Source organism: Streptomyces carpinensis, assembly GCF_002154505.1.
In the GTDB taxonomy this organism is placed as follows: domain Bacteria; phylum Actinomycetota; class Actinomycetes; order Streptomycetales; family Streptomycetaceae; genus Streptomyces; species Streptomyces carpinensis.
The window spans coordinates 1-12,819 of record NZ_MUBM01000176.1; the positions used below are offsets into that span (position 1 = coordinate 1).

7 protein-coding genes are annotated in these 12,819 nt (G+C 72.6%); 4 read left to right on the forward strand and 3 right to left on the reverse strand.

Annotated features, from left to right (window positions below):
- Positions 1 to 92: 92 nt before the first annotated feature.
- Positions 93 to 872 (forward strand): Clp protease N-terminal domain-containing protein, encoded by a 780-nt coding sequence (locus tag BZY54_RS23685; RefSeq protein WP_086727352.1) that lies wholly within the window; start codon positions 93 to 95, stop codon positions 870 to 872.
- A gap of 220 nt (positions 873 to 1,092) precedes the next feature.
- A complete protein-coding gene (locus tag BZY54_RS23690; protein ID WP_086727353.1) occupies positions 1,093 to 2,835 on the forward strand; it encodes a bifunctional 3'-5' exonuclease/DNA polymerase in 1,743 nt (580 codons plus the stop codon).
- Positions 2,836 to 2,868: 33 nt separating this feature from the next.
- Here the strand turns inward: BZY54_RS23690 and BZY54_RS23695 are convergent, their stop codons facing one another.
- Together BZY54_RS23695 and BZY54_RS23700 are read right to left on the reverse strand one after the other, a co-directional pair.
- The gene (locus BZY54_RS23695) at positions 2,869 to 6,171 is read right to left on the reverse strand and encodes an AfsR/SARP family transcriptional regulator (protein ID WP_244217306.1); all 3,303 of its coding nucleotides are present in this window, start codon (positions 6,169 to 6,171) and stop codon (positions 2,869 to 2,871) included.
- A gap of 405 nt (positions 6,172 to 6,576) precedes the next feature.
- Positions 6,577 to 7,629 (reverse strand): glycosyltransferase family 2 protein, encoded by a 1,053-nt coding sequence (locus tag BZY54_RS23700; protein WP_279634701.1) that lies wholly within the window; start codon positions 7,627 to 7,629, stop codon positions 6,577 to 6,579.
- 203 nt (positions 7,630 to 7,832) lie between these two features.
- Here BZY54_RS23700 and BZY54_RS23705 point away from each other — a divergent pair, with 203 nt between their 5' ends.
- Positions 7,833 to 8,804 carry a D-2-hydroxyacid dehydrogenase family protein gene (locus tag BZY54_RS23705; protein WP_086727354.1) on the forward strand — a complete coding sequence of 324 codons (972 nt, stop codon included), beginning with the start codon at positions 7,833 to 7,835 and terminating at the stop codon, positions 8,802 to 8,804.
- 2,322 nt (positions 8,805 to 11,126) lie between these two features.
- Complete coding sequence (locus BZY54_RS23710; protein WP_086727355.1) at positions 11,127 to 11,681, forward strand: hemerythrin domain-containing protein; 555 nt, start codon at positions 11,127 to 11,129, stop codon at positions 11,679 to 11,681.
- Positions 11,682 to 11,985: 304 nt separating this feature from the next.
- On the opposite strand, the gene BZY54_RS23715 is transcribed toward BZY54_RS23710, so the two are convergent.
- On the reverse strand, positions 11,986 to 12,789 hold the full coding sequence (locus tag BZY54_RS23715; RefSeq protein WP_086727371.1) for a VOC family protein: 804 nt from the start codon (positions 12,787 to 12,789) through the stop codon (positions 11,986 to 11,988).
- Positions 12,790 to 12,819: the final 30 nt, after the last annotated feature.

Consider the following 12,819-nt stretch of genomic DNA (forward strand, 5'->3'; position numbering starts at 1 on the left):
GACCGGGCGACCGGGCGACCGGGCGACCGGGTGACCGGCATGATCGTCAACCCGCGGTTGACACCTGAGGGGTGTCAACCTACCGTTGACACATGACCAATCCCAGCATCAGGTCAACCGTCCGTCTCGACGACCTCATCTCGGCCATCAAGAAGGTTCACCAGGAACCTCTCGAGCAACTCCAGGACGCCGTCCTCGCCGGTGAGCACCTCGGTGAGGTGGCGGACCACCTCATCGGGCACTTCGTCGACCAGGCGCGGCGCTCCGGCGCCTCCTGGACCGATATCGGCAAGAGCATGGGCGTCACCCGGCAGGCCGCGCAGAAGCGGTTCGTGCCCAAGGAGTCCACCGAGCTCGACCCCAGCCAGGGCTTCAGCCGGTACACGCCGCGCGCGCGGAAGGTCGTCATGGCGGCCCACGACGCGGCCAAGGCCGCCAAGAGCCCCGAAGGGCTCCCCGCGCACCTGGTCCTCGGGCTGCTCGCCGAGCCCGAGGCCCTCGCCCCGGAGGCGATCGTGGCGCAGGGAGTCTCCCTGGACGCCGTGCGCGAGGCCGCGACCGCCGCGCTGCCACCGGCGTCCGCCGACGCCCCCGAACTGGTCCCGTACGGCCCCGCCGCCAAGAAGGCCCTCGAACTCACCTTCCGCGAGGCCCTGCGCCTCGGTCACAACTACATCGGCACCGAACACATCCTGCTGGCCCTGCTGGAGCTGGAGAACGGCGAGGGCGTCCTGAGCGGCCTCGGCCTCGACAAGGCGCGCACCGAGGAGTACGTCGTGACGGCTCTGGCGGAGTTGCTGAAGAACCGCGCGCAGGAGGAAGCGCGGCCGGAGGAGGCCGGGCAGGAGGGCGGGGAGAGCAAGGACGACTGAGCGTCTCGGTCGGAGTGCCAGTACGGCGGTCGGATGGCCGGTACGGCGGTCGGACGGGCAGTCGGACGGCCGGTACGGCGGTCGGACGGCCGGTACGGCGGTCGGACGGCCGGTCCCGCGGTCGGCCCTCCGCCCGTACGGCGGCCGGTCCCATGTCTCGGCAGGGTGGCGGAACCGCGGGTCACAGTCATTGTCAGAGCTACCTGCAACACTCACGGACATGACCGACCGATGGGCTCTCGCCCCGGCCGAGGACGGTGGCGCGGAAGTCGTCCCCCTCGGCCCGGACGGGCTGCCCACCGGGCCGGTGCGCAGGGAGGCGGATCTCGCCGAGGCCGTCCGGAGCAGGCCGGACGTCACGCGGTGGGTGTGGCGGTCCACCGCCGAGGTGTATCCGCGTCTGCTCGCCGCGGGGGTGCGAGTGGAGCGGTGCTACGACATCGAGGACGCCGAGACGCTGCTCCTCGGCCATGAGGGGCACTACGGCGAGCCCCGTTCGGCGGCCGCCGCCCTGGCCCGGCTGCGCGGCGGCCCCGTACCGCCGGATCCGCCGCAGCGGTCCGCCGAACCCGGCGCGCAGTCCTCGCTCTTCGAGCCGGAGGGTGTGCGCCTGCCGCTGGCGGACCTGCTCGCGGTCTACGCCGAGCAGCAGCGGCGGCACGAGCGGACCGCGCACCCCGACCGCATGCGTCTGCTGACCGCCGCCGAGTCCGCGGGCATGCTGGTGGCGGCCGAGATGAACCGCGCGGGCCTGCCCTGGAGCGCGGACGTGCACCGCCGGGTGCTGCACGAACTGCTCGGCGAGCGGTACGCGGGCGGCGGAGAGCCGCGTCGCCTGGCCGAGCTCGCCGACGAGGTGTCGGCCGCCTTCGGCCGCCGGGTGCGGCCCGACCTGCCCGCCGACGTCGTCAAGGCCTTCGCCCGCGCGGGGATCAAGGTCGGCTCCACCCGCCGGTGGGAGATCCAGTCGGTCGACCACCCGGCGGTGAAGCCCCTGCTGGAGTACAAGAAGCTGTACCGGATCTGGGTCGCCCACGGCTGGTCCTGGCTGCAGGACTGGGTGCGGGAGGGGCGGTTCCGGCCGGAGTTCCTCGCGGGCGGGACGGTCACCGGGCGCTGGGTGACCAACGGCGGCGGCGCGCTGCAGATCCCCAAGGTGATCCGGCGGGCCGTGGTCGCCGATCCCGGCTGGCGGCTGGTCGTCGCCGACGCCGACCAGATGGAGCCACGCGTGCTGGCGGCCATCTCCCGCGACCCCGGGCTGATGGAGGTGGCCGGCCGGGAGACCGACCTGTACCAGTCGGTGTCCGACCGCGCCTTCTCCGGCGACCGCGCCCAGGCCAAACTCGCCGTGCTCGGCGCGGTCTACGGCCAGACCTCCGGCGACGGCCTGAAGAACCTGGCCGCCCTCAGACGCCGCTTCCCCCGCGCGGTGGCCTACGTCGACGAGGCGGCGCGGGCCGGCGAGGAGGGCCGGCTCGTACGGACCTGGCTGGGGCGGACGTGCCCGCCGGCGGCCGGGGCGACACAGGACGCGACGGAGGAGGCGGGCCTTCCCCAGGAGGACCCGACCGCCGAGCGGCCCACGGACCCCGTCACCGGGCAGCCCACCGGACACTCCGCCAGGGACTCCGCCGACCAGGGCTGGATGCCGGGGTACGCCTCCGGCAACTCCCGCGCCCGTGGCCGCTTCGCGCGCAACTTCGTCGTGCAGGGCAGCGCCGCCGACTGGGCCCTGCTGCTGCTCGCCGCGCTGCGCCGCACCTGCCGGGACATGGCGGCCGAACTGGTCTTCTTCCAGCACGACGAGGTGATCGTGCACTGCCCCGAGGAGGAGGCCGACGCGATCGTCGAGGCCATCCGGGAGGCATCGGAGCTGGCCGGACGCCTCACCTTCGGTGAGACACCGGTGCGGTTCCCGTTCACGACGGCGGTGGTGGAGTGCTACGCGGACGCCAAGTGACGGCCACGGCGGCCACAGGCCGGCCCCACAGGATCAGCGTGCGCCCGGCGGCGGCTCGGCGAGCAGTTCCCGCAGCTCGCCCGTCACCGCCTTCTCGTCCGTGCCGTCCAAGGCGGTGAGCGCCGTACGCCACTGCGCGTACGCCTCCTCGGCGCGGCCCTGCTCCCGCAGCAGGAGCCCGTGCTGGTGGCGGGCGAGACCGCCCGTGTAGCGGTCGGCGCGGGCGTCGGCGCGGCACAGCAGTTCGGCGCACTCGCGGTCGGCGCGTTCGGTGTGGCCCAGCTGCCGCAGCGCGCGGACGAGTCCGAGCCGGGTCTGGGACTCGCCGTGCCAGTCGCCGCGCCCGCCGAGGATGCGCAGGCTCTCCTCGAACTGCCGGGCGGCTGCGGCCGGTTCACCGAGGGTGAGATGGGCGTAGCCGATGTTGCAGTGCGCGGTGTGCCGGACGATGACGGCACCGATCTCGTCGCCGATGGCCAGGGAACGCCGGTGCTGCTCGATGGCGGCGCACGGGTCGGTGTGCTCGTAGAGGTTGCCGAGGTGGCTGTGGGTGACGGCCTCGCCGTAGGGGTCGTTCAGCTGCCGCGAGTACGCCAGGCTCTGCCGCAGCGCCTCCCCGGACTCGGCGTACCGGCCGAGTCCTTCGAGGAGCAGCCCGCGGTTGTTCAGGCCCCGCCGGATCCGTGAGGCGACGCCGAGCCGTCGCCAGATCGCGAGCGACCTGTCGTTCAGGGCGAGGGCGTGGCTGTGCCGGCCGGTCAGGAAGTGCAGCCCGGCCAGATCGCTCAGCGCGTACGCCTCGGCCGCCTCGTCCCGCAGCCGGCGCGCCACACCGAGCGCGGCCCGTCCGAGCACCTCCATCTCGGCGACGCGCCCGCTTCGCTGGACGTAGGGGAAGAAGAGGCGGAGGAGGCGCGAGAGGTACGCGTCCCGGCGTTCGCCTGTCCTTCGGCCGGCCGGCGCGGCTTCGGCGTAGCGCTCGCTCAGGGCGACGACGTTCGCCAGTTCCGTACGCCCCCAGTCGGCGGCCTCCTCGGGAGACCCGAAGGACGGAACGGCGAAGGCGCCCGGCGTCTGCTCGGGCGGTTGGGAGGCGGTGGGGCGGCGACGGTCGTCCCGTTCGTGACCGGGCTCGACGATCGCGGCGAGCACCCGCTCGGCCACGATCGCGTACCAGCGCAGGGCCGCCTCCACCACGTCCGCCGCAGACCCGGCGGGCGCACCCGCGGGGCCTGCACGGTCGCCTGCACCGCCGCCTGCGGCGGGACGTATGGCGGCGCACCTGCCGGTTCCCAGTCCGGCGCCCCCGTCGGCACGCGGACCTTCGCCCCCGTCGGCACGCGGACCTTCGTCACCGTCGGCGGCACTGTCGGAGTTCCCGTGGGCGCCACCGGCGGACGCCTCGTCGGCGGCGGTGCCGGGCGCCGTGCCGGCGCGGGCGCCGGCGTGTGCCCGCCGGACGGTGCCGGACTCCGTACCGGTGCCCGCTTCGGATGCCGCCAGTTCGCGGGCGAAGTCGCGTACCAGGTCGTGTGGGGCGTACCGCCCGTATGCCGACTCCTCCAGGAGGGCCACGTCGACGAGCCGGTCCAGGGCGGTCTCGGCGCGGCGCTCGTCGGTGCCCGTGAGGCCGGCGAGCAGTGGCGCGCCGTACGCGGGCAGGTCCAGCGCGCCGATACGGCACAGTGCGAGGGCCGCGTCCCGGTCGGCCTCGCGCTCGGATGCGGCGAGTGCGTCGTGGGCGACGGCCAGGGAGCGGCGCACGCTCAGGTCGTCGTACTCCAGGTGGTGCAACCGTCCTTCCGTGGCCGCAAGTTGCCTGGCCAGCACGTCCGGGGTGAGGGCGCGCCGGGCGGCCAGCCGGGCGGCGACGACGCGCAGGGCGAGCGGGAGACGGCCGGTGAGTTCGACGAGCGGGTGCCCCGCGTCGAGGCCGTCCCCGCCGTCGCGTCCGGAGACCGCCCGCAGCAGTGCGGCGCTGTCCGCCGCGGACAGCGGCGTGAGCGGGAAGCGGCGGGCGCCGTCGAGGGCGGTGAGCGGGGAGCGGCTGGTCACGATCACCGCACAGCCGGCGCCGGCCGGCAGCAGCGGCCGTATCTGCGCGGCGCTGCCGGCGTCGTCCAGCACCAGCAGCGTGCGCGTCGGCGCGAGCAGGGACCGGAGCGACGCGGCGGCGGCGTCCGGGTGTTCGGGCACGTGGCGAGGATCGGTCCCCAGGTCGAGGAGCAGCGAGCGCAACGCCTGTTGTGGGGCGAGAGGGGCCATACCGGGCGTGGCGCCGTGCAGGTTGACGTAGAGCTGCCCATCAGGGAAACGATTCAGCAGGCCATGGGCCACATGCAGCGCCAGTGCGCTCTTGCCGACGCCGGCCATGCCGCTGAGGATGACGAGCGGACTGCCGCCGTCATCGCCGTGGACCCCGGTCAGCGCCCCGCGCACGGCACTCAGGACGTCGTCCCGTCCGATGAAGTGTGCGGGCGGCGGAGGAAGTTGCGCGGGGCGAGGCGGCTGGGGAACGTCTTCGTGCGGTGCGGGGCCTTCGGCGCCGTCGTCGTGCTTCTCCCCGGCGCCCCTGAGCACCTCGAGGTGGGCCTCCCGCACGGCAGGGCCGGGCTCGACGCCGAGTTCGTCGAGCAGGCGGGCGCGCAGATCGCGGTGGGCGGCCAGCGCCTCGGCCTGCCGGCCGGTGCGGTGCAGGGCGAGCATCAGCTGACGGTGGTACGCCTCGCGCAGCGGATGCTCGGCGGCCAGCGCCGCCAGTTCCGGTACGAGCCCGGCCGGCCGGGTGCCGCCGAGGCCGAGTTCGGCGTCGTAGCGCCATTCCAGGAGCAGCAGTCGCGCCTCCTCCAGGCGCTGCACGAGGGCGTACCCGCCGAGGTCGGTGGACAGGCCGCTGAGCGGCGTGCCCCGCCACAGCGCGAGCGCGGCCGCACACGCGCCTGCCGTGCGCGCCCAGTCGCCGCCGGCGTGCGCGGCACGCGCGTCGGCGACCCGCGTCTCGAGGAGATGGAGGTCCAGCTCACCTCGTTCTACCCGCAGCAGATATCCGGGCGGTACGGCGCGCAGCCGCTCGGGGTCGTCCAGGAGCCGGCGCAGCCGGGCCACGTGGTTGTGCAGCGAGGCCTGCGCGGAGGCCGGCGGCGCCGCGCCCCACAGCGCCTCCTTCAACGAATCGACGGAGACGACCCGCCCCGCCTCCAGCAGCAGGGCGGCGAGCAGCGCGCGGACCTTCGGGCTGCCGATGGGACGGACGGCGCACTCCTCGGCGGCGGGCTCGTACAGGACGGGCGGCCCCAGCAGCCCGAACCTCAGCTCGCCGTGCATCACACCGCCCATGCCTCTCCGAGCGGCCGCGACCGCCCGTCTCCCGGAGGAGAACCACCGCTGTCATGTTAGCGATCTGTTGGCCGGACCTGATGTGATCATTTCATCGGATCCGGCTCGACCGGCGCGCGCACGGGGTGCGCAGCTCGGGGGAGTGTCGCCGTCGGCCTGGTCCGTGGACGCGAGGGGTCCCGGTCGGCGGAGGTGAACGACCGGGGCCCCGCCCGCGCCTCGTACCCTTTCGTTCACGCCCCGTGCCGCCCTGTCGTGCGCCGGGGTTGTTCGCGTAAGCCCGGTTGCCTGGGCGCGTGCCGTGGGACTGGCCGCGCGCCGGGGCCAACCCGTGCGCCGGGGTCTGGCCGCGCGCCGCGGGTCCTGTCCGCGTGCAGGACCCGGTCGACGGCCGGAAGCCGGCGGTCAGACGACGGGCGGCCGGCCGAGCCGGGTGAGCCGCCACACGGTGCGCCAGCGCATGGGCCGCCGCTCCCCCGCGGGCCGCCGCAGCCCCTCCACGAACCCTCCCGCCCAGGCTCGCAGCCCGGCGATCGACCGGGTCCGCACCAGGGTCAGGAGCGTCCACACCCCCAGGTGAACCGGGATCAGCACCAGCGGCAGCCTCCGGCGGACCAGCCAGACCCGGTTGCGGGCGGTCACCCGGTAGTAGATGGCGTGCCGGGCGGGCGAGGTCTTCGGGTGCCGCAGGAGCAGTTCGGGCGCGTAGAGGATCTTCCAGCCGGCGTCGGCGGCGCGCCAGGCCAGGTCGGTCTCCTCGTGTGCGAAGAAGAACTCCGCGGGCCAGTCGCCGGTCTGTTCGAGCATCGTCATCCGCAGGGCGTGCCCACCGCCGAGGAACCCGGTGACGTACCCGCCCCGCATCGGGTCGGAGGCGCCGACCCGGGGCACGTGCCGCTGCTGCGTCTCGCCGTGCTCGTCGGCGATGCGGAAACCGACGATGCCGAGGCGGGGATCGGCGGCGTAGAGGTCCCGTACGCGCCGCAGCACGTCGGCGTCGACCAGCAGTCCGTCGTCGTCGAGTTCCACGACCACGTCCACGTCGCCGCCCTCGCGCAGCCGCGCGAGGGCGACATTGCGCCCGCCGGGGCAGCCGAGGTTGTCGTCGACGTCGATGGTCGTGACCTCGCCGGGCAGGGAGAGCCGGCGGGCGAACTCGGGCAGCCGGCAGCCGTTGCCGACGATCACGATGCGGGTGGGCGCGAGGTCCTGCTTGGCCACGGACTCCAGCAGGGCGTCGACCTCGGCGGGCCGGTTCCCCATGGTCACGACGGCAACGGCGATCCTCGGCCCGGCCCACTCAGCCTCGGCGAGACCGGCCGGCCCGACCGACGCACCCGGCCCGACCGAGCCGGCCGGTCCGAGCGACGCGGCCGGCCCGGCCTGCCCGACGGCCCCCGCCGACTCCACCGGTTCCATCACGGTCCCCTCACCCCATCCGCCGACGACGGCGTCCATGATCCCACCGCACGGCGCTGATCGTTCACCAAGATGTTGCCTCAGTTCCGCCGGCCCGGTCACCGAACCGCCCGAATCCGGCGTTCCCGTCCTCTCCGGCCCCGGGTCTGTCCCTTCCCCGGGTTTTCCCGGTGGTGGATCCTGCGGTACCCCTGAAGATCCACGAGCGAGTGGAACTCCGATCCCAACGGGAGAGAACAGACATGCGACTGCGCTGTGCCGTGCTCGACGACTTCCAGAACGCCGCGACCACCGCCGCCGACTGGTCGCCGCTGGAGGGCCGGGTGGAGGTGGTCCCGTACACCGAACACTTCGCCACGGAGGATGCACTGGCCACGGCACTCGCCGACGCCGACATCGTGGTGACCCTGCGCGAACGGGTCCGGTTCCCCGCCGCGCTCCTGGACCGCCTCCCGCGCCTGAGGCTGCTGATCGCCTCCGGCATGCGCAACTCGGCGATCGACTACGACGCCGCGCGGGCGAACGGCGTGACCGTGTGCGGCACCGAGAGCTCCTCGATCCCGCCGGTGGAGCTCACCTGGGCCCTGCTACTGGGCCTCGCCCGCGGCATCGTGCAGGAGAACGACGCCCTGCGCTCCGGCGGCCCCTGGCAGTCCACCGTGGGCGCCGACCTGCACGGCCGCCGCCTCGGCCTGCTGGGGCTCGGCAAGATCGGCAGCCGCGTCGCCCGGGTCGGCCTCGCCTTCGGCATGGAGGTCACGGCATGGAGCCAGAACCTGACGAAGGAGCGGGTGGACGAGGTGGGCGTGACCCTGGCGCCCGCCAAGGAGGCCCTCCTCGAGACCTCGGACTTCGTCTCGATCCACCTGGCCCTGAGCGACCGCACCCGCGGCCTGCTCGGCGCCCCCGAACTGGCCCTCATGAAGCCGACGGCGTACCTGATCAACACCTCCCGCGCCGCGATCGTCGACCAGGACGCCCTGCTCACCGTCCTGCACGAGGGCCGCATCGCCGGTGCGGGCGTCGACGTCTTCGACACCGAACCGCTCCCCGCCGACCACCCCATGCGCACCGCCCCGCGCCTGCTGGCCACCCCGCACCTCGGCTACGTGTCCCGGGCGAACTACGAGCGCTACTACGGCCAGGCGGTGGAGGCCATCGAGGCGTACCTGGCCGGCGCCCCCGTACGACTGCTGCCGCACCCTCAGGCCTGACCCCTGGTCCACCGTCAGACATGGCCGGGGCGGCCCCCGCCGTTCCGCGCTCTGAGCGGGAGCCGGGCAACCAGGCTCAGGACAACTAGGAACAAACGCCAAATCCACAGTCGATCGGCCCATCGTCGACGTCGATCTTTTCGCATGACAGGACGGCACTCGCGGTGGAATGTCCGGTAGTCCACGGCAGTTGAGCAGCGAGACCGTGAGGTGACGCAGAAGCCGGTACACGCAAGCGTGTTGGGGAAACGGCGCGATTCCGCTTCGGCCCTTTCCCCGTGGACGGGGCGTAGGACACACCAAGGGCACGGCGCACCGTCAAATCGCATGCCGACCACGACTGTTGAACCGCGGGGAGCCGTACGGTTCCCGCGTATGCCCCGACATGGAAGCCGCGCAGGAGTCGGCGCACGTCCGTGAATCCGCCAACCACGCCGCCCTCCAGTTCCGAACCCGGGTAGGCACGGCCGACAGTCTCGGACTCTCAGCCGCTCGCGTTGGTTCGGTGCACCGTGTGGCACCCGGCTCCTGCCGGCAATCGGGGCGGCGCCTGCCAGGCATCACGCGATGCGTCTGAGGTAGGAAAAGCCAGTGCCGCGGCCCAAGCAGGACTGCAAGGTCAAATCGCCGCCATACAGGCCCGCACCCGAACCGCCCTGCCGGTTGATGACCCGGTGTCCGTAGACCCGGTACTCCGCCACGGAGGTCGGACCCGTCACCGTGACGGTCGCACCCACCGGCAACCTGGCAAACCGCTCAAATCCACAGTAATTATGGCCAACCAGGACCGCCGTACCGCGTGTATCGGCACTCGGCATAGGCCCAGCCCACAGCACGGCGTACCGGCACCCATTGACAAGCCCCTGGCCTCCCTTCTTCACCACCCGAGACCACTTTCCGATGTGAATCACCGTCTGCGCAGTCCGCGTGTAACCCGTTCGCACAGCCGGCCCGGGTGAAGCCTGCCGCGTCTTGGATGCGGCAGGGGTGATCCGTCGCAAGGGCTGACGCACAGTGCGTGTGGTGTAGGGAACTGCTGCGGGTACGGGGCGCCGCTTCTCCTGAACTTTCCGACTGCGCGGACTTGCCGCACCCACCCGGTGCACCGCATCAGCCGGCGTCTGTGCGGATCGTGCGGCCTGCGCGTGGCCCCCGACCTCAGGTGCGCGCGCAGCGCCCACACCCATCCCGCCTGCCGCGATGACAGCAACGACGACCAAGCAGGCGTTCGTGCACCTGCGGTAGACCCGGCCCATCCGCTCCTCCTACGCGACTGATCACCTGCGTCGAGACCGTTCGGGCTGGCTGCCGCCCTGCATTCGTACTCGTTGATCAACAGCGCCCGCTGTGCCGACGCCTAGCCGCCTTGAGCCCGGAGCAAACGCGACAAATGGTCTGAATGGAGCAGCCCAGACGACGGAACCTCTCCGCGGGGACAGGACAGCAACTCCGCTCGTCACTACGAGTGACTGCACGGAGCGGTCCTGGGGAACTTTCCTCTCCGTCGGTGAGCCAGAAAAGTTCAAGGTCTGCTCGGACCGGGGCGCGCATGGGCGAGTTCTTCGTGCCTCCACCGGCGGGGCCCCAGACGGGCCCCACTGAGACCAGAACCGAGACCGCCGACACCCGCGCGGCCCGCTCCCGGCGTCGCCGTCGCGTCCGCTGAACGAGAAAACCCCAGGTCGGATGGGTCTCCGGCCTGGGGTTTCAGGTGAGCGCTTTCGGGATTCGAACCCGAGACCTACGCATTACGAACCCGCCAGAGCGTTGCCCCAAGGTTCACTCCCCCTACCCGCCTTTGCCGTCTGTGGAGGTCAGCATGCATGAGGGTGTCCGGGCTGTGGTGATCATCACGGGGTTTCACTGTCCTTCCGGACCCATCTTGGACCCATGAGGGCCCGTCGGCGGGCTGTCCCGGCTCCCGCCGAGCGGGCCTCCAGCTCAGCGCCGAGGCCGAAAGCGCCTCCATCGCACGGCCCTTGCGCTGACGGCACCAGCGCGGACGGATACGTGCGGGACGTGACTGAGCGTCTCGTCACCGTCCGAGGCCTGGCGGAGACGGCCGGCGCCCCGGTGTGAGGCCGGGCAACGGCAGGGACGCCGGCCCGGCCGCCGGGCGTCCGGATCCCGAACGCGCCGCCGACCGGCCCAATGCCACTGGCTTGTGACGTGCACGGGCTACACCTGCAGCAGTGGCGGTGCACGGCTGGCTCCCGGCACCGCCACACCTGCCCTGCCGGTCTGGCGGGCATACCTCAAGATCGCCTGCACAAAGGCGGCCACACGGCCCTCTCACCGCACGTTCGAGCAAGGAGCTTTCCCGTGGGACATGGCGGAGATGTCATCCAGGAACTGACCACCGACCACCGTGAGGTCGAAGAGATCTTCGCGCGGATGGAGGCCCTCCCGTCGGGTGATCCGCAGCGTAAGGAACTTGCGGACCAGGTCACCATCGAGCTGGTGCGCCACTCCGTGGCCGAGGAGATGTACCTGTACCCGGCGGTGCGCCAGTTCCTGGCGAACGGTGACGCCATCGCCGACAAGGAGATCGGGGACCACAACAGGGCCGAGCGCACGATGAAGGACCTGGAGGGCTGCGAGGCCGGCGACCCTCAGTTCGACCAGCTCATCACCAAGCTGATGAGTGAGATCCGTGCCCATGTCACGGACGAGGAGAGCAACCTCTTCCCCCAGCTGCAGCAGGCCGCCGGCACCGACGACCTCAACGAACTCGGGGAGAAGGTGCGCATCGCCAAGAAGACGGCGCCGACCCGGCCGCACCCCGCCGCACCCTCCACCCCGCCCGCCAACAAGCTTCTGGCGCCCGGCGCCGGACTGGTCGACCGGATCCGCGACGCGCTCAGCGGACGCGGTTAAGGCCTTCCGAACTCCTCGGCCGACACCCGCAATCCGGGCTCCTCCGGCACCCCGCCGGGAACCGCCGGTGACCGGCCCGGGATCGTCCGAACGGACGAAGCAGCCCCGGGCACACTCCGGCACACGTGGACCACTTCGCGGTCCCGCCCCCGTGCGACGCTGTTCAGCGCCCCGGTGCCTGGCGGTTCATGGTGCAGGACGTCGGCGCAGGCAATCGGCGCGGCCTGCGGCGGCCAGGCGCACCGGAGCCGCACGTTGTTTGGCCGCTCCCTGCCGGTGGCACCCGTGGGGCCTCCCGGCGGCGTCAGCGCTGCCGGCGGGAGGTCACCGTGAACTGGGCGCCATCGGGGTCGCGCAGCACGGCCTGGTGCTCGCCCTCGTCCAGGAGGCTGCCGCCGTGCTTCTCCGCGGCCCGGATGCACGGTCCCACGTCGGCCACGGTGAAGTGGATCTGCCAGTGCGGCCGGACCGAAGGGTCGGGCGGCGCCTCCACCGAGCCGGACTCGATGCGGGCCACGATGTCGCCCTGGCTCCGCAGCAGCACTTGGTCCGCCGCGTAGTCGACCTCGCAGCAGCCGGGGAGGCCGGAGGCCCAGTCGAGGATCTCGCCGTAGAAGATGGCGGCGTCGAAGGCGTCACGGGTGTGGAGGCTGATGAACGTCAAAGCCGCCTGCCGCCACGCCTCCCATTCGGTGACGAGTTCCCCCTGCCAGATCCCGAAGGCGGCCCCGTCGCGGTCCGCGACCAACGCCGCCCTGCCGGGAGGGAAGGAGATCGGCCCCACTGCCACGGTCGCGCCGCGTTCCCGGACGCGGGACACGGCCTGGTCCGCGTCGGTCACGGCGAAGTACGGGGTCCAGGCCACGGCCATCTGCCACATGCTGGCCAGCCCTGCGATCCCCGCGACGGGCACCCCGTCCACCAGCGCGGTCCGGAAACGGTCGCCCAGTCTGGCGCCGCGCCACTGCCAGCCCAGTACGGCCCCGTAGAAATCCTGCGTGGCGTTGAGGTCGCGACTCGTCAGGCTCACCCAGCACGGCGCGCCGAACACGGATGAGGTGAGGAGGACGTCCGCCGCACCGGAGGAGTGTGTCGTGCCGTGGTTCATGGTCATCGCGCCCTGGTCTCGTCGCCGGGA

Excerpts from the sequence above, each read along its gene's own strand:
- BZY54_RS23700 (WP_279634701.1), bottom strand. The coding sequence starts at position 7,629 with ATGGACGCCGTCGTCGGCGGATGGGGTGAGGGGACCGTGATGGAACCG.
- BZY54_RS23695 (WP_244217306.1), bottom strand. The coding sequence starts at position 6,171 with ATGGGCGGTGTGATGCACGGCGAGCTGAGGTTCGGGCTGCTGGGGCCG.
- BZY54_RS23685 (WP_086727352.1), top strand. The coding sequence starts at position 93 with ATGACCAATCCCAGCATCAGGTCAACCGTCCGTCTCGACGACCTCATC.
- BZY54_RS23705 (WP_086727354.1), top strand. The coding sequence starts at position 7,833 with ATGCGACTGCGCTGTGCCGTGCTCGACGACTTCCAGAACGCCGCGACC.
- BZY54_RS23690 (WP_086727353.1), top strand. The coding sequence starts at position 1,093 with ATGACCGACCGATGGGCTCTCGCCCCGGCCGAGGACGGTGGCGCGGAA.
- BZY54_RS23715 (WP_086727371.1), bottom strand. The coding sequence starts at position 12,789 with ATGAACCACGGCACGACACACTCCTCCGGTGCGGCGGACGTCCTCCTC.